The sequence below is a fragment of the Gillisella taibaishanensis genome, assembly GCF_001938985.1.
In the GTDB taxonomy this organism is placed as follows: Bacteria; Pseudomonadota; Alphaproteobacteria; order Rhizobiales; family Rhizobiaceae; genus Allorhizobium; species Allorhizobium taibaishanense.
Window position 1 is genome coordinate 407 of the sequence record NZ_MKIN01000024.1, and the last position, 13,224, is coordinate 13,630.

25 protein-coding genes are annotated in these 13,224 nt (G+C 57.9%); all 25 read left to right on the top strand.

Going from position 1 to position 13,224, the window contains the following annotated elements; genetic code table 11:
* On the top strand, positions 1 to 120 hold a 120-nt coding region (locus BJF91_RS25590), incomplete at its 5' end, for an EF-Tu C-terminal domain-related protein (RefSeq protein ID WP_139310797.1).
* 401 nt (positions 121 to 521) lie between these two features.
* Positions 522 to 830, top strand: coding sequence for a 30S ribosomal protein S10 (gene rpsJ, locus BJF91_RS18890; RefSeq protein WP_009109911.1), 309 nt, complete (start codon positions 522 to 524; stop codon positions 828 to 830).
* A 171-nt stretch (positions 831 to 1,001) separates the two neighbouring features.
* Complete coding sequence (gene rplC / locus BJF91_RS18895; protein WP_075616111.1) at positions 1,002 to 1,643, top strand: 50S ribosomal protein L3; 642 nt, start codon at positions 1,002 to 1,004, stop codon at positions 1,641 to 1,643.
* 12 nt (positions 1,644 to 1,655) lie between these two features.
* The gene (gene rplD / locus BJF91_RS18900) at positions 1,656 to 2,276 is read left to right on the top strand and encodes a 50S ribosomal protein L4 (RefSeq protein ID WP_075616112.1); all 621 of its coding nucleotides are present in this window, start codon (positions 1,656 to 1,658) and stop codon (positions 2,274 to 2,276) included.
* Entirely contained in the window at positions 2,273 to 2,566 is a 294-nt protein-coding gene (locus tag BJF91_RS18905; protein WP_015915740.1) for a 50S ribosomal protein L23, read from the top strand. The genes rplD and BJF91_RS18905 overlap by 4 nt, the downstream gene beginning before the upstream one ends.
* Before the next feature lie 11 nt (positions 2,567 to 2,577).
* Positions 2,578 to 3,414, top strand: coding sequence for a 50S ribosomal protein L2 (gene rplB / locus BJF91_RS18910; protein WP_075616113.1), 837 nt, complete (start codon positions 2,578 to 2,580; stop codon positions 3,412 to 3,414).
* 15 nt (positions 3,415 to 3,429) lie between these two features.
* Complete coding sequence (rpsS, locus tag BJF91_RS18915) at positions 3,430 to 3,708, top strand: 30S ribosomal protein S19 (protein ID WP_015915742.1); 279 nt, start codon at positions 3,430 to 3,432, stop codon at positions 3,706 to 3,708.
* 2 nt (positions 3,709 to 3,710) lie between these two features.
* Positions 3,711 to 4,100, top strand: coding sequence for a 50S ribosomal protein L22 (gene rplV, locus BJF91_RS18920; protein WP_075616114.1), 390 nt, complete (start codon positions 3,711 to 3,713; stop codon positions 4,098 to 4,100).
* Positions 4,100 to 4,813 carry a 30S ribosomal protein S3 gene (rpsC, locus tag BJF91_RS18925; protein ID WP_075616115.1) on the top strand — a complete coding sequence of 238 codons (714 nt, stop codon included), beginning with the start codon at positions 4,100 to 4,102 and terminating at the stop codon, positions 4,811 to 4,813. Before rplV ends, rpsC begins: the two co-directional genes overlap by 1 nt.
* A 37-nt stretch (positions 4,814 to 4,850) precedes the next feature.
* Complete coding sequence (gene rplP, locus BJF91_RS18930) at positions 4,851 to 5,264, top strand: 50S ribosomal protein L16 (RefSeq protein WP_015915745.1); 414 nt, start codon at positions 4,851 to 4,853, stop codon at positions 5,262 to 5,264.
* 10 nt (positions 5,265 to 5,274) lie between these two features.
* On the top strand, positions 5,275 to 5,475 hold the full coding sequence (gene rpmC / locus BJF91_RS18935; protein ID WP_075616116.1) for a 50S ribosomal protein L29: 201 nt from the start codon (positions 5,275 to 5,277) through the stop codon (positions 5,473 to 5,475).
* 15 nt (positions 5,476 to 5,490) lie between these two features.
* Positions 5,491 to 5,727, top strand: coding sequence for a 30S ribosomal protein S17 (gene rpsQ, locus BJF91_RS18940; RefSeq protein WP_075616117.1), 237 nt, complete (start codon positions 5,491 to 5,493; stop codon positions 5,725 to 5,727).
* Between the two features lie 231 nt (positions 5,728 to 5,958).
* On the top strand, positions 5,959 to 6,327 hold the full coding sequence (rplN, locus tag BJF91_RS18945) for a 50S ribosomal protein L14 (protein ID WP_015915748.1): 369 nt from the start codon (positions 5,959 to 5,961) through the stop codon (positions 6,325 to 6,327).
* A 15-nt stretch (positions 6,328 to 6,342) separates the two neighbouring features.
* On the top strand, positions 6,343 to 6,651 hold the full coding sequence (gene rplX / locus BJF91_RS18950; protein ID WP_075616118.1) for a 50S ribosomal protein L24: 309 nt from the start codon (positions 6,343 to 6,345) through the stop codon (positions 6,649 to 6,651).
* The gene (gene rplE / locus BJF91_RS18955) at positions 6,644 to 7,201 is read left to right on the top strand and encodes a 50S ribosomal protein L5 (RefSeq protein WP_075616119.1); all 558 of its coding nucleotides are present in this window, start codon (positions 6,644 to 6,646) and stop codon (positions 7,199 to 7,201) included. Before rplX ends, rplE begins: the two co-directional genes overlap by 8 nt.
* A gap of 33 nt (positions 7,202 to 7,234) precedes the next feature.
* Entirely contained in the window at positions 7,235 to 7,540 is a 306-nt protein-coding gene (gene rpsN / locus BJF91_RS18960) for a 30S ribosomal protein S14 (RefSeq protein ID WP_075616120.1), read from the top strand.
* Between the two features lie 12 nt (positions 7,541 to 7,552).
* On the top strand, positions 7,553 to 7,951 hold the full coding sequence (rpsH, locus tag BJF91_RS18965; RefSeq protein WP_015915752.1) for a 30S ribosomal protein S8: 399 nt from the start codon (positions 7,553 to 7,555) through the stop codon (positions 7,949 to 7,951).
* A 42-nt stretch (positions 7,952 to 7,993) separates the two neighbouring features.
* On the top strand, positions 7,994 to 8,527 hold the full coding sequence (gene rplF / locus BJF91_RS18970) for a 50S ribosomal protein L6 (protein WP_075616121.1): 534 nt from the start codon (positions 7,994 to 7,996) through the stop codon (positions 8,525 to 8,527).
* A 12-nt stretch (positions 8,528 to 8,539) separates the two neighbouring features.
* Positions 8,540 to 8,902, top strand: coding sequence for a 50S ribosomal protein L18 (gene rplR / locus BJF91_RS18975; RefSeq protein ID WP_015915754.1), 363 nt, complete (start codon positions 8,540 to 8,542; stop codon positions 8,900 to 8,902).
* A gap of 161 nt (positions 8,903 to 9,063) precedes the next feature.
* Positions 9,064 to 9,633 (top strand): 30S ribosomal protein S5, encoded by a 570-nt coding sequence (gene rpsE, locus BJF91_RS18980; protein ID WP_075616122.1) that lies wholly within the window; start codon positions 9,064 to 9,066, stop codon positions 9,631 to 9,633.
* Positions 9,634 to 9,644: 11 nt separating this feature from the next.
* Positions 9,645 to 9,848 (top strand): 50S ribosomal protein L30, encoded by a 204-nt coding sequence (rpmD, locus tag BJF91_RS18985; RefSeq protein WP_075616123.1) that lies wholly within the window; start codon positions 9,645 to 9,647, stop codon positions 9,846 to 9,848.
* Positions 9,849 to 9,864: 16 nt separating this feature from the next.
* Positions 9,865 to 10,344, top strand: coding sequence for a 50S ribosomal protein L15 (rplO, locus tag BJF91_RS18990; protein ID WP_075616124.1), 480 nt, complete (start codon positions 9,865 to 9,867; stop codon positions 10,342 to 10,344).
* 232 nt (positions 10,345 to 10,576) lie between these two features.
* Positions 10,577 to 11,917 (top strand): preprotein translocase subunit SecY, encoded by a 1,341-nt coding sequence (secY, locus tag BJF91_RS18995; RefSeq protein ID WP_075616125.1) that lies wholly within the window; start codon positions 10,577 to 10,579, stop codon positions 11,915 to 11,917.
* Entirely contained in the window at positions 11,914 to 12,498 is a 585-nt protein-coding gene (locus BJF91_RS19000) for an adenylate kinase (RefSeq protein ID WP_075616126.1), read from the top strand. The genes secY and BJF91_RS19000 overlap by 4 nt, the downstream gene beginning before the upstream one ends.
* A gap of 243 nt (positions 12,499 to 12,741) precedes the next feature.
* Complete coding sequence (rpsM, locus tag BJF91_RS19005) at positions 12,742 to 13,110, top strand: 30S ribosomal protein S13 (RefSeq protein ID WP_060715700.1); 369 nt, start codon at positions 12,742 to 12,744, stop codon at positions 13,108 to 13,110.
* The last annotated feature ends 114 nt before the right edge of the window (positions 13,111 to 13,224 follow it).

Here is a 13,224-nt window from a genome sequence, read left to right on the forward strand (position 1 = left end):
AACGTCACGGTTCAGGTTGAGCTGATCGTTCCGATCGCGATGGAAGAAAAGCTGCGCTTCGCTATCCGCGAAGGCGGCCGTACCGTCGGCGCCGGCATCGTAGCGTCGATCATCGAGTAATGATCGATGCGTCGGTAGCGAAAGCTGCCGACGCTCGCTGAGAGGTCCGGACGGTGCCAAGGTACGGTTCGGACATGGCGACTTTGACGTCCTGCACAGATAAAGGGCGCGGCACAACTGCCGCGCCTCTTTATTTTCGGGAATCAGTTGACGAAAAGACGGGGACGTTGTATGCCCCCGCCACGAACAAGGAAGCGCGGCGCATCGCCACCCTTTCCTTTGGCTCTGCTGAATATGCCGGTCCTGTCTGGGCCGCGCTGGTAGGGCCCCTGATGCAGTAAGGTGACAGAGACAGACCATTGGTCTCTGTGATTTTTGACAATACGGGGCCGGCCAGAAATTGGTAATTCACTGTCTTTGCGCGAGCAAGACGTTAAGAAAAACGAATAAGGACAAGTCGAATGAACGGCCAGAATATCCGTATCCGCCTGAAGGCGTTTGATCACCGGGTTCTCGATGCCTCCACGCGCGAAATCGTGCAGACGGCAAAGCGTACCGGTGCAAGCGTCCGCGGCCCGGTTCCGCTCCCGACCCGTATTGAAAAATTCACCGTCAACCGTTCGCCTCACGTCGACAAGAAGAGCCGCGAACAGTTTGAAATGCGCACCCACAAGCGTCTGCTGGACATCGTTGATCCGACCCCGCAGACCGTCGACGCTCTTATGAAGCTCGACCTGGCTGCCGGCGTAGACGTCGAAATCAAGCTTTAAAAACCAATTCCGGCGAGAGCCGAAATAACAAGGAAGGTACGTGGCAAGACCTGCCAACGACTTCTCGAAACGGGAAACCTAAAGGTCCGGAAGGGCTGGAATGGAATCCTTAAACAAAGAGGCGGGCAAGTGCTGCAAAGCACTTGTTTTACTCTCAAGAGGAATGAACCGATGCGTTCAGGTGTGATTGCACAGAAAGTGGGAATGACCCGGGTCTATAATGACGCCGGCGAGCATGTCCCGGTAACAGTACTACGCTTGGATAACTGCCAGGTCCTGGCTCAGCGGACTGTCGACAAGCACGGCTACACTGCCGTTCAGCTCGGCGCCGGCCAGGCCAAGGTCAAGAACACGTCCAAGGCTATGCGCGGCAATTTCGCCGCTGCAAACGTCGAGCCCAAGGCTAAGCTCGTCGAATTTCGCGTTTCCGAAGATCAGCTGATGGATGTCGGCTCCGAGCTGAAGGCTGGCCATTTTGCTGCCGGCCAGCTGGTCGACGTTACCGGTACCACGATCGGTAAGGGTTTCGCCGGTGCCATGAAGCGTCATAACTTCGGTGGTCTGCGTGCAACCCACGGCGTGTCCGTTTCGCACCGTTCGCACGGTTCGACCGGCTCCAACCAGGATCCTGGTAAGGTCTGGAAGGGCAAGCGCATGGCTGGTCACATGGGCCAGACCCGCGTCACCACCCAGAATCTGGAAGTCGTTTCGACCGATGAAGATCGCGGTCTGATCCTTGTGAAGGGCGCTGTGCCCGGTTCCAAGGGTTCCTGGATCATCGTGCGCGACGCCGTCAAGTCGGCAGCGAAGTAAGGGAGCCAAACCATGGAACTCAACGTCAAGACCCTCGAGGGGAAGGATGCCGGTAAGGTTTCCCTGTCCGACGCCATCTTCGGCCTCGAACCCCGTGAAGATATCATTGCTCGCATGATTCGTTGGCAGCTCGCCAAGAAGCAGCAGGGCACCCACAAGACCAAGACCCGTGCCGAAGTATCGCGCACCGGTGCCAAGATGTACAAGCAGAAGGGTACGGGCCGCGCTCGTCACCATTCGGCTCGCGCTCCGCAGTTCCGCGGCGGCGGCAAGGCCCACGGCCCAGTCGTTCGCAGCCATGAGCATGACCTTCCCAAGAAGGTTCGCGCGCTGGCTCTGCGTCACGCTCTCTCGGCAAAGTTCAAGGCTGACGAACTGATCATCGTCGATCAGCTGGTCGCTTCCGAAGCCAAGACCAAGGGCGCCATCGGCGTGTTCGAAGCTCTCGGGCTGGTGAATGCGCTGGTTATCGGTGGTGCCGAACTCGACACCAATTTCAAGCTCGCTGCCCAGAACGTCCCGAATATCGATGTTCTTCCGGTTCAGGGCATCAACGTTTACGACATCCTGCGTCGCGGCAAGCTCGTGCTTTCCAAGGCTGCGGTTGAAGCTCTGGAGGAGCGGTTCAAATGACTGATCTTCGCCACTACGACGTGATCGTCTCCCCGTCGATCACTGAAAAGTCCACGCTGGTTTCCGATTTCAACCAGGTGGTCTTCAACGTCGCCCGCACCGCTTCCAAGCCTGAAATCAAGGCTGCTGTCGAAGCGCTGTTCGGTGTCAAGGTCACGGCCGTGAACACGCTGCTCCGCAAGGGCAAGACTAAGCGTTTCCGCGGTTTCGCCGGTAAGCAGAAGGACGTGAAGAAGGCGATCGTTACGCTCGCCGAGGGTCAGTCCATCGACGTCTCCACCGGTCTCTGAGGAACAGAAAAATGGCATTGAAAAGTTTCAATCCGACGACCCCGAGCCAGCGCCAGCTGGTCATCGTTGACCGGTCGGGCCTCTACAAGGGCAAGCCTGTCAAGTCGCTGACCGAGGGTCTGTCTTCGAAGGGCGGCCGCAACAACCTCGGCCGTATCACCGTTCGCTTTCAGGGCGGCGGTCACAAGCGCACCTATCGTCTGGTGGATTTCAAGCGTCGCAAGTTCGACGTAGAAGGCACTGTCGAGCGTCTGGAATACGACCCGAACCGCACCGCGTTCATCGCGTTGATCACCTATGCCGATGGCGAGCAGGCCTATATCCTGGCACCGCAGCGTCTTGCTGCTGGTGACAAGGTCATCGCTTCCAGCAAGGCCGTCGACGTAAAGCCCGGCAACGCTATGCCGCTGCAGTACGTTCCGGTTGGTTCGATCGTTCACAATGTCGAGCTGAAGCCCGGTAAGGGCGGTCAGGTCGCTCGTTCGGCTGGTGCTTACGTTCAGCTGGTCGGCCGTGATGCCGGCATGGCGATCCTGCGTCTTAGCTCTGGCGAACAGCGCCTGGTGCACGGCTCGTGCCTTGCAACGGTTGGCGCCGTATCCAACGCCGATCACGGCAACATCAACGACGGCAAGGCCGGTCGTTCTCGCTGGCGTGGTAAGAAGCCGCATGTTCGCGGTGTCGTCATGAACCCTGTTGACCACCCGCACGGCGGTGGTGAAGGCCGCACTTCCGGTGGCCGTCACCCGGTTTCCCCTTGGGGCAAGCCGACCAAGGGCAAGCGCACGCGTTCGAACAAGTCTACCGACAAGTTCATCATGCGCTCCCGCCACCAGAAGAAGAAGTAAGAGAGGTAGTCAGAGATGGCTCGTTCAGTATGGAAAGGCCCCTTCGTTGACGGCTACCTTCTTAAGAAGGCTGAGAAGGTTCGCGAAAGCGGTCGTAGCGAAGTGATCAAGATGTGGACCCGCCGGTCCACCATCTTGCCGCAGTTTGTCGGTTTGACGTTCGGCGTCTACAACGGCAGCAAGCATATCCCGGTCAGCGTCAACGAAGACATGGTTGGCCATAAATTCGGTGAATTCGCTCCCACCCGGACCTATTACGGTCACGGTGCGGACAAGAAGGCGAAGAGGAAGTAACGATGGGCAAGGCAAAAGCCGAACGCCGGCTGAAGGATAACGAGGCGCAGGCCGTTGCGCGCACGCTCCGCGTCAGCCCTCAGAAGCTCAACCTGGTTGCAGCTTTGATCCGTGGCAAGAAGGTCGACCGCGCTCTGGCCGACCTGACCTTCTCGCGCAAGCGCATCGCCGATACCGTCAAGAAGACGCTGGAATCTGCAATCGCTAACGCCGAGAACAACCACGACCTCGACGTCGATCAGCTGATCGTCGCTGAGGCCTATGTTGGCAAGTCGATCACCATGAAGCGTTTCCACGCTCGTGGCCGCGGCCGCGCATCGCGCATCGAAAAGCCGTTCTCGCACCTCACGATCGTCGTGCGCGAAGTCGAAGCCAATGGGGAGGCCGCATAATGGGTCAGAAAATCAATCCAATCGGTTTCCGCCTGGGCATTAACAGGACTTGGGATAGCCGTTGGTTCGCCGACAACGCCGAATACAGTCAGCTTCTTCATGAAGACCTGAAGATTCGTGCCTATCTGATGACCGAGCTGAAGCAGGCTGGCATCGCTAAGGTGGTCATCGAGCGTCCGCACAAGAAGTGCCGCGTCACGATCCACTCGGCTCGTCCGGGCCTGATCATCGGCAAGAAGGGTGCGGACATCGAAAAGCTTCGCAAGAAGCTTTCCGAAATGACCAATTCCGAAACGCACCTCAACATTGTTGAAGTGCGCAAGCCGGAAGTTGACGCCACGCTGGTTGCTCAGGGCATTGCCCAGCAGCTCGAGCGCCGTATCGCTTTCCGCCGCGCCATGAAGCGTGCCGTTCAGTCTGCCATGCGTCTGGGTGCCGAAGGCATCAAGATCACCTGCGCAGGCCGTCTCGGCGGTGCTGAAATTGCCCGTACGGAATGGTACCGCGAAGGTCGCGTGCCGCTTCACACCCTGCGTGCTGATATCGATTACGGTACGGCCGAAGCCGAAACCGCTTACGGTATCTGCGGCATCAAGGTTTGGATCTTCAAGGGCGAAATCCTTGAGCACGATCCGATGGCCTCGGAACGCCGGGCGCTGGAAAGTGACGCACAGGGCGGCAACAACAACAACCGTCGTCGCGAGAACGCCTGATTAGGCGCGCTCGGAGAAAAGTTCGGAGAATAGATAAATGTTGCAGCCAAAGCGTACCAAGTACCGCAAGCAGTTCAAGGGTCGCATCAAGGGTGTGGCCAAGGGCGGTTTCGACCTGGCTTTCGGCGAGTTCGGCTTGAAGGCTCTCGAGCCTAACCGCGTCAATGCACGCGAGATCGAAGCGGCCCGCCGCGCGATCACGCGCTACATGAAGCGCGCAGGTCGCGTGTGGATCCGGGTATTCCCTGATGTGCCGGTCACGGCAAAGCCTACCGAAGTCCGTATGGGTAAGGGTAAGGGCTCTGTTGAATACTGGGCATGCAAGGTCAAGCCCGGCCGTATGATGTTCGAGATCGACGGTGTGTCCGAGGAAATCGCCCGCGAGGCGCTGCGTCTCGGCTCGGCCAAGCTCTCGGTAAAAACGCGCTTCGTACAGCGCATTGCAGAGTGAGGATCAAGCCATGAAAGCCGCAGATATCCGCGCCATGAGCGCTGATCAGTTGAAGGACGAGTTGGGCAGCCTGAAGAAGGAGCAGTTTAACCTGCGCTTCCAGAAGGCAACTGGCCAGCTTGAAAAGTCCTCGCGCATCAACGAAGTCCGCAAGGACATCGCCCGCGTGAAAACCATTGCCCGCCAGAAGGCGGCAGAAGCCAAGGCCTAAAGGACCAGAAGAATAATGCCGAAACGCATTCTGCAGGGCGTCGTGGTCAGCGACAAGAACGAGAAGACGATTGTGGTCCGGGTTGAGCGTCGATTCGCTCACCCGCTGCTCCAGAAGACCGTTCGTCGTTCGAAGAAGTACAAGGCTCACGACGAGAACAATCAATACAAGGTCGGCGATGTCGTTTCCATCGAGGAATGCGCACCGATCTCCAAGGACAAGTGCTGGACGGTTATCACCGCCCAGGCTTAATTTGCAGAGAATTGGGCAAGGCCACTTGCGCCTTTCCCAAAAATCTGTAGAAGCACCGCAACGGCGCAGGAACGCTCCTTCGAGAGCGTTCTTTTGCTTTGAGCGCAGGGAAGGTCCTTTTGAGGAAACCACCTTTGCAAGATCCTCCTCCGCTCGACATTGATAAAGATCCATAAGCCGGAATAGGGGGCGTAGCCCAACCGTTCCGGTATAACGAGAAGGCGACCTGACATGATTCAGATGCAGACTAACCTCGACGTTGCCGATAATTCCGGCGCGCGTCGTGTCATGTGCATCAAAGTGCTGGGCGGTTCTAAGCGCAAGTATGCTTCGGTCGGCGACATTATCGTCGTTTCGATCAAGGAAGCTATTCCGCGCGGCCGCGTGAAGAAGGGTGATGTGATGAAGGCCGTGGTGGTTCGTACCGCCAAGGACATCCGTCGCGCCGACGGCAGCGTCATCCGCTTCGATAACAACGCAGCAGTTCTTATCGACAATAAGAAAGAGCCAATCGGCAGCCGTATCTTCGGACCGGTTCCGCGCGAACTTCGCGCCAAGAACCACATGAAGATCATCTCGCTGGCTCCTGAAGTTCTTTAAGGGGAGCGATTCATTATGCAAAAGATTCGTAAGGGCGACAAGGTTGTCGTACTCACCGGTAAGGACAAGGGCCAGGCTGGCGAAGTTCTCCAGGTTATGCCGAAGGAAGACCGTGCGGTCGTTCGGGGCATCAACGTCGTGAAGCGCCATCAGCGTCAGACGCAGACCCAGGAAGCTGGCATCATCAGCAAGGAAGCTTCGATCCATTTGTCCAACCTCTCGATCATCGACGCAGACGGCAAGCCGACTCGCGTTGGTTTCAAGGTTGTGGATGGCAAGAAGGTTCGTTTCGCCAAGCGTTCGGGAGATGTGATCGATGGCTGAGTCCAAGTATGAGCCACGGCTCAAGACCGAATATGTAAACCGCATTCGTCAGGCACTGCGCGAGCAGTTTTCCTACGCCAACGAAATGCAGATCCCGAAGCTCGAGAAGATCGTCATCAACATGGGCGTGGGTGAGGCAACTGCCGACTCCAAGAAGCCCACCGTTGCTGCTGCCGATCTCGCTGCGATCGCTGGCCAGAAGCCGGTTATCACTCGTGCTCGTAACTCCATCGCCGGCTTCAAGGTCCGCGAAGGCATGCCGATCGGCGCAAAGGTTACCCTGCGCGGCGCTCGCATGTATGAGTTCCTGGATCGTCTTATCCATATCGCGCTTCCGCGCGTTCGCGACTTCCGGGGCCTGAACCCGAAGAGCTTTGACGGCCGTGGCAACTTCGCCATGGGCATCAAGGAGCACATTGTGTTCCCTGAGATCAACTACGATAAGGTTGATCAGATGTGGGGCATGGACATCATCGTTTGCACGACGGCACCAACGGATGACGAAGCACGCGCTCTTTTGAAAGAGTTCAGCTTCCCCTTCCGTCAATAACCGTAACGACGAGCGTAGAAGAGGAACTTCCATATGGCGAAGACCAGCGCAGTTGAAAAGAACAAGCGCCGCCGAAAGACAGTTGCCCAGCAGTCGGCCAAGCGCGCCGAGCTGAAGGCAATCATCATGAACCAGTCCATGTCCATCGAGGACCGGTTCAAGGCAACCCTGAAGCTGGCAGAAATGCCGCGCGATGGCTCCAAGACCCGCATTCGCAACCGTTGCGAAGTCACCGGCCGTCCGCGCGCTTTCTATCGCAAGCTCAAGATGTCGCGTATCGCGCTTCGTGAGCTGGGCAATTCCGGCAAGGTGCCGGGCATTGTTAAGTCGAGCTGGTAAGGAGACGGGCAAATGACGATGACTGATCCGTTGGGCGATATGCTCACCCGTATCCGGAATGGCGCTGCCCGCCGCAAGGCTTCGGTAGTTACTCCGGCTTCCAAGCTGCGCGCACGCGTTCTGGATGTCCTGCAGGCTGAAGGCTACATCCGTGGCTATTCGGAAATCGATCATGGGAACGGCAAGGCCGAGATCACGATCGAGCTGAAATATTACGAAGGCGCGTCGGTGATCCGTGAGATCGGCCGCGTGTCCAAGCCGGGCCGCCGAGTTTATGTCTCGGTTAAGTCCATTCCGCAGGTCGCGAACGGCCTCGGCATTACCATCCTTTCGACTCCGAAGGGCGTAATGGCCGATCACCAGGCTCGCGAACAGAATGTTGGTGGCGAGGTTCTCTGCTCTGTCTTCTAAGACAGCGCAGAGATCTCCCTAGCGAACAGACAGGATAATCACATGTCTCGTATCGGTAAAAAGCCCGTTCAGGTTCCTGCAGGGATTACGGCCTCGGTTGATGGCCAAAAAGTAACTGCCAAGGGCCCTAAGGGCGAACTTTTCTTCGTCGCCAATGACGAAATCTCTGTCGCGCTTGAAGACAACGCTATTGTCGTCAAGCCGGCAAACAACTCCAAGGATGCTCGTTCGAAGTGGGGCATGTCCCGCACGATGATCGAAAACATCCTGAAGGGTGTTAAGGACGGCTACGAGCGCAAGCTCGAAATCAACGGCGTTGGTTACCGCGCGTCGCTGCAGGGCAAGAACCTGCAGCTGGCTCTCGGCTTCTCCCACGACGTTGTGTATGAGCCGCCGCAGGGCATCACTATCGCCGTTCCGAAGCCGACGGAAATCGTGGTTTCCGGGATCAACAAGCAGCAGGTCGGTCAGGTCGCTGCCGAGATCCGCGAATACCGCGGCCCCGAGCCCTACAAGGGCAAGGGCGTCAAGTATGCCGAAGAGCGGATCGTCCGCAAAGAAGGCAAGAAGAAGTAAGGAACGCGCGAAATGGCAAGCAGAAAAGAAGCACTTGTACGTCGTGCCAACCGCGTACGACGTCAGATCAAGGCGGTGGCCAATGGCCGTCCGCGTCTGTCGGTACATCGCTCTTCGAAGAACATCTACGTCCAGGTCATCGACGACGTGGCCGGCCGCACACTGGCCGCCGCTTCGACGCTGGACGGCAGCCTGCGCTCTTCCCTGAAGACCGGCGCCGACACCGCAGCAGCTGCTGCGGTTGGCAAGCTGGTCGCCGAGCGCGCCGTTGCCGCTGGTGTCAAGGAAGTCGTGTTCGACCGTGGCGCCTTTATCTATCATGGCCGCATCAAGGCCCTGGCAGAAGCAGCCCGCGAAGGCGGTCTGTCCTTCTAATGAAATAGCCGCCCGGATGCGCAAGCGCCGGGCGGTTTCGCGGCTTTGCCGCACATGCCGGAAACGCTTTACCCTTGAGGGCATGACCCTTGAAGGGGCGGGGCGTTATTCAAGATTGTAATCTGCCGATTGCACCCGGAAAAGAAAAAAGGAAAAGGACAATGGCACAAGAAAAGCGTGGTTCGCGGGATGACCGTCAGAACCGTGAAGAACGTGATAGCGAATTTGTCGACAAGCTGGTCGCCATCAATCGCGTTGCAAAAGTCGTCAAGGGCGGCCGTCGTTTCGGCTTCGCTGCTCTCGTCGTCGTCGGCGACCAGAAGGGCCGCGTTGGCTTTGGTCACGGCAAGGCACGTGAAGTGCCGGAAGCAATCCGCAAGGCCACTGAATCTGCCAAGCGCGACCTGATCTTCGTACCGCTGCGCGACGGCCGTACGCTGCATCACGACGTGCACGGCCGCCACGGCGCCGGCAAGGTTCTGCTGCGCTCCGCCAAGGCTGGTACCGGCATCATCGCCGGTGGCCCGATGCGCGCTGTTTTCGAAACGCTCGGCATGCATGACGTTGTTGCCAAGTCGACCGGCTCCTCGAACCCTTACAACATGGTTCGTGCGACCTTCGACGCGCTGAAGCACCAGGTTCATCCTAAGGACATCGCTGCACAGCGTGGCCTGAAGTATGCGACCTTGCAGGCCCGTCGTGCCGCGTCCGGCAACGGTACTGAAGAGTAAGGAGCTGCACGATGGCCAAGAACACTGAAGCCAAGAAGACGATCACGGTCGAGCAGATCGGTTCGCCTATTCGCCGCCCGGCTGTACAGCGCCAGACGCTTGTCGGCCTGGGTCTCAACAAGATGCATCGGGTCCGCACGTTGGAAGATACGCCTTCGGTTCGTGGCATGATCCGTGCTGTCCAGCATCTCGTTCGCGTCGTCGACGAGAAGTGAGACGGAGGAAACTGTCATGAAACTGAATGAAATCAAAGACAACGAAGGCGCCACCAAGGACCGTATCCGCGTTGGTCGCGGTATTGGTTCCGGCAAGGGCAAGACCGGTGGTCGCGGCGTCAAGGGTCAGAAGGCTCGTTCGGGCGTTGCTATCAACGGCTTCGAAGGCGGCCAGATGCCGATCTATCGTCGCCTGCCGAAGCGCGGCTTCAACAACATCTTCGCTTCTGAATTCACGACCGTATCGGTCGGCCGGATCCAGATTGCGATCGATGCTGGCAAGCTCGACGCTTCCGCAACGATCGATGCAGCGGCTCTGAAGGCTGCTGGCGTGATTCGCCGCCTGAAGGATGGTGTACGCGTCCTCAGCGATGGCGATCTGAAGGCCAAGCTGACGCTCGAAGTTGCCGGCGCTTCCAAGGCTGCCGTCGAAAAGATCGAAAAGGCTGGCGGCTCGATCAAGCAGCTGTCTGCTGCGGCTGAAAAGTCGGAATAATCGATTAAATTAATCGCCCGGGGTGCTTCACACCGGGCGATTTTTCTACCATATGTGTGCCTCGCGACCCATGGGCGGTTAATCCGTCGTCCGGGAGTTTCGGAAACAGAGGGAGAGGCATCTGGTTGCAATGCAATCGCTCCGCCCCCGGTTTTCTGCGAGAGAGAACGAATTTTACCTTCGGCAGGCCATTCATTCTTGAGCCGCCGTATGGGGTGACGCGGAGAATTTTATGGCTTCTGCAGCGGAACAATTGGCCTCGAACCTGAATTTTTCAACCTTTGCCAAGGCAGAGGATCTGAAAAAGCGTATCTGGTTCACGCTGGCCGCCCTTCTTGTCTATCGCTTGGGCACTCATATTCCGCTGCCCGGCCTCAACCCCGAAGCGTACGCGGCAGCCTTCAAGGGCCAGTCCGGCGGCATTCTCGGGCTGTTCAACATGTTTTCCGGTGGTGCCGTGCAGCGCATGGCGATCTTCGCCCTCGGCATCATGCCCTACATTTCGGCATCCATCATCGTTCAGCTGATGACCTCGGTTGTTCCCTCGCTTGAGAACCTCAAGAAAGAAGGCGAACAGGGCCGCAAGATCATCAACCAGTATACGCGCTACGGCACCGTTCTGTTGGGCACGTTGCAGGCCTATGGCATTGCCGTCGGCCTCGAGCATGGCAGCGGTCTGGTCACTGACCCTGGCCTGTTCTTCCGCCTGTCGACTGTCGTGACCCTACTGGGTGGCACGATGTTCCTGATGTGGCTCGGTGAGCAGATCACCTCGCGCGGCATCGGTAACGGTATTTCTCTGATCATTTTCGCCGGTATTGCCGCCGGTCTGCCGACAGCTTTGGCGGGTACGCTGGAACTCGGCCGTACGGGTGCACTCTCGACAGCCCTCATCCTGACAGTGCTCGTCGTTGCCATTGGTGTCATCGCGCTGATCGTGTTCTTTGAGCGGGCGCAGCGCCGACTGCTGATCCAGTATCCGAAACGCCAGGTCGGCAATCGGATGTTCCAGGGCGATACGTCGCATCTGCCGCTGAAGCTGAACACGTCAGGCGTTATTCCTGCGATCTTTGCGTCGTCGCTGCTTCTCTTGCCGGCAACGGCGGCTGGCTTTACCGGTACGTCGACTTTGCCTGCCTGGGCGACGACCATCATCAGCTCGCTCGGCCATGGCCAGCCAGCCTATATGGTGCTCTATGCACTGCTGATCGGTTTCTTTGCCTTCTTCTACACGGCGATCGTCTTCAACCCGAAGGATACAGCCGATAATCTGAAGAAGCATGGCGGCTTCATTCCAGGTATTCGCCCTGGTGATCGCACGGCGGAATATATCGATTACGTCCTGACCCGCATTACCGTGGTCGGCGCTATTTACCTTGTCTTCGTCTGTATCCTTCCCGAAATTTTGGTTTCCCAGACCGGGGTGCCCTTATCCCTTGGTGGTACTTCGCTTTTGATTGTTGTCAGCGTTACCCTGGATACGGTAGCACAGATACAGGGTCATCTGATTGCTCAGCAGTACGAGGGGCTGATCAAGAAATCAAAGTTGCGTGGAGGAAAGAGGGGAAGATGAGAATCATACTTTTGGGACCGCCCGGGGCGGGCAAGGGAACCCAAGCCAAGCGCCTGACGGATAAATACGGTATTCCCCAGCTCTCCACAGGCGATATGCTGCGGGCGGCTGTGACTGCCGGCACTGACATCGGTAAGCGCGCTAAGGCGCTGATGGACGCTGGCGAACTGGTTTCCGACGACGTCGTCAACCAGATCGTTGCGGAACGCATCCAGGCGCCTGACTGTGCCAAGGGATTCATTCTCGATGGCTATCCGCGCACGGTGCCTCAGGCCATTGCTCTTGCTGAAAATATGAGCAGAGCTGGAATCGTTCTAGACGCTGTTATCGAACTCAAAGTCGACGAAGAAGCCTTGATTGGCCGAATCGAGCGGCGGGCTGCAGAGACCGTTGCTGCCGGCGGTACCGTTCGGTCTGACGACAACCCCGAGTCGTTCCGCAAGCGGATCGGAGAATACCGGGAAAAGACGGCACCTTTGTCTGCGCACTATGCGGCCAAGGGGCAGTTGGTTGTGCTTGACGGTATGGCTGACATGGATTCGGTGACGGAAGCGATCGGTTCGGTCCTCGAAAAGGCCTGAACCACCGGCGCAGCCGGAATGTTGTCATCAAGAATCTCGATGGGGCCGGTTGCTTTTGTCAGCCGATTCCGCTAAAGACCGCGCCAACTCGCAACATTGAAGCGACCGGCGCGATCTTCCAATGCTGGAAGACGGGTTCGGTCTTTTGACTGTTGAGAACTCGTTTTTGTAATTGCGGCTCTTTGGGGCCGTGTAACGACACACCACTTGCCGGATGGCAACTGGAACGCAAGGAGAATAGGCGTGGCACGTATCGCTGGCGTCAACATCCCAACGGCAAAGCGCGTTGTTATCGCGCTGACCTATATTCATGGGATCGGTCCGAAGTTCGCACAGGAAATCATGGAGAAGGTCGGTCTTGCTGCCGACCGTCGCGTTCATCAGCTGACGGACGCTGAAGTCCTGGCGATCCGCGAAACCATCGACCGCGATTACCAGGTCGAAGGTGACCTGCGTCGCGACACCGCAATGAACATCAAGCGTCTGATGGACTTGGGCTGCTACCGCGGTCTGCGTCATCGTCGTGGCTTGCCTGTTCGCGGTCAGCGCACGCATACCAATGCCCGTACCCGTAAGGGCCCGGCAAAGGCTATCGCAGGCAAGAAGAAGTAAGTTTCGCTTTATTGCGAAACAAAGGCTGGCACGTCAGTGCCGGCCTTGTTGCAGTTTTGGAGAGGGTGTTTTCGCCCTTTCCGGTGGAGCCGCTGGTGTTACGGCGGTGTCGAG

Coding starts and splice junctions, on each gene's coding strand:
- rpsJ (WP_009109911.1), top strand. CDS start 522: ATGAACGGCCAGAATATCCGTATCCGCCTGAAGGCGTTTGATCACCGG.
- rplC (WP_075616111.1), top strand. CDS start 1,002: ATGCGTTCAGGTGTGATTGCACAGAAAGTGGGAATGACCCGGGTCTAT.
- rplD (WP_075616112.1), top strand. CDS start 1,656: ATGGAACTCAACGTCAAGACCCTCGAGGGGAAGGATGCCGGTAAGGTT.
- BJF91_RS18905 (WP_015915740.1), top strand. CDS start 2,273: ATGACTGATCTTCGCCACTACGACGTGATCGTCTCCCCGTCGATCACT.
- rplB (WP_075616113.1), top strand. CDS start 2,578: ATGGCATTGAAAAGTTTCAATCCGACGACCCCGAGCCAGCGCCAGCTG.
- rpsS (WP_015915742.1), top strand. CDS start 3,430: ATGGCTCGTTCAGTATGGAAAGGCCCCTTCGTTGACGGCTACCTTCTT.
- rplV (WP_075616114.1), top strand. CDS start 3,711: ATGGGCAAGGCAAAAGCCGAACGCCGGCTGAAGGATAACGAGGCGCAG.
- rpsC (WP_075616115.1), top strand. CDS start 4,100: ATGGGTCAGAAAATCAATCCAATCGGTTTCCGCCTGGGCATTAACAGG.
- rplP (WP_015915745.1), top strand. CDS start 4,851: ATGTTGCAGCCAAAGCGTACCAAGTACCGCAAGCAGTTCAAGGGTCGC.
- rpmC (WP_075616116.1), top strand. CDS start 5,275: ATGAAAGCCGCAGATATCCGCGCCATGAGCGCTGATCAGTTGAAGGAC.
- rpsQ (WP_075616117.1), top strand. CDS start 5,491: ATGCCGAAACGCATTCTGCAGGGCGTCGTGGTCAGCGACAAGAACGAG.
- rplN (WP_015915748.1), top strand. CDS start 5,959: ATGATTCAGATGCAGACTAACCTCGACGTTGCCGATAATTCCGGCGCG.
- rplX (WP_075616118.1), top strand. CDS start 6,343: ATGCAAAAGATTCGTAAGGGCGACAAGGTTGTCGTACTCACCGGTAAG.
- rplE (WP_075616119.1), top strand. CDS start 6,644: ATGGCTGAGTCCAAGTATGAGCCACGGCTCAAGACCGAATATGTAAAC.
- rpsN (WP_075616120.1), top strand. CDS start 7,235: ATGGCGAAGACCAGCGCAGTTGAAAAGAACAAGCGCCGCCGAAAGACA.
- rpsH (WP_015915752.1), top strand. CDS start 7,553: ATGACGATGACTGATCCGTTGGGCGATATGCTCACCCGTATCCGGAAT.
- rplF (WP_075616121.1), top strand. CDS start 7,994: ATGTCTCGTATCGGTAAAAAGCCCGTTCAGGTTCCTGCAGGGATTACG.
- rplR (WP_015915754.1), top strand. CDS start 8,540: ATGGCAAGCAGAAAAGAAGCACTTGTACGTCGTGCCAACCGCGTACGA.
- rpsE (WP_075616122.1), top strand. CDS start 9,064: ATGGCACAAGAAAAGCGTGGTTCGCGGGATGACCGTCAGAACCGTGAA.
- rpmD (WP_075616123.1), top strand. CDS start 9,645: ATGGCCAAGAACACTGAAGCCAAGAAGACGATCACGGTCGAGCAGATC.
- rplO (WP_075616124.1), top strand. CDS start 9,865: ATGAAACTGAATGAAATCAAAGACAACGAAGGCGCCACCAAGGACCGT.
- secY (WP_075616125.1), top strand. CDS start 10,577: ATGGCTTCTGCAGCGGAACAATTGGCCTCGAACCTGAATTTTTCAACC.
- BJF91_RS19000 (WP_075616126.1), top strand. CDS start 11,914: ATGAGAATCATACTTTTGGGACCGCCCGGGGCGGGCAAGGGAACCCAA.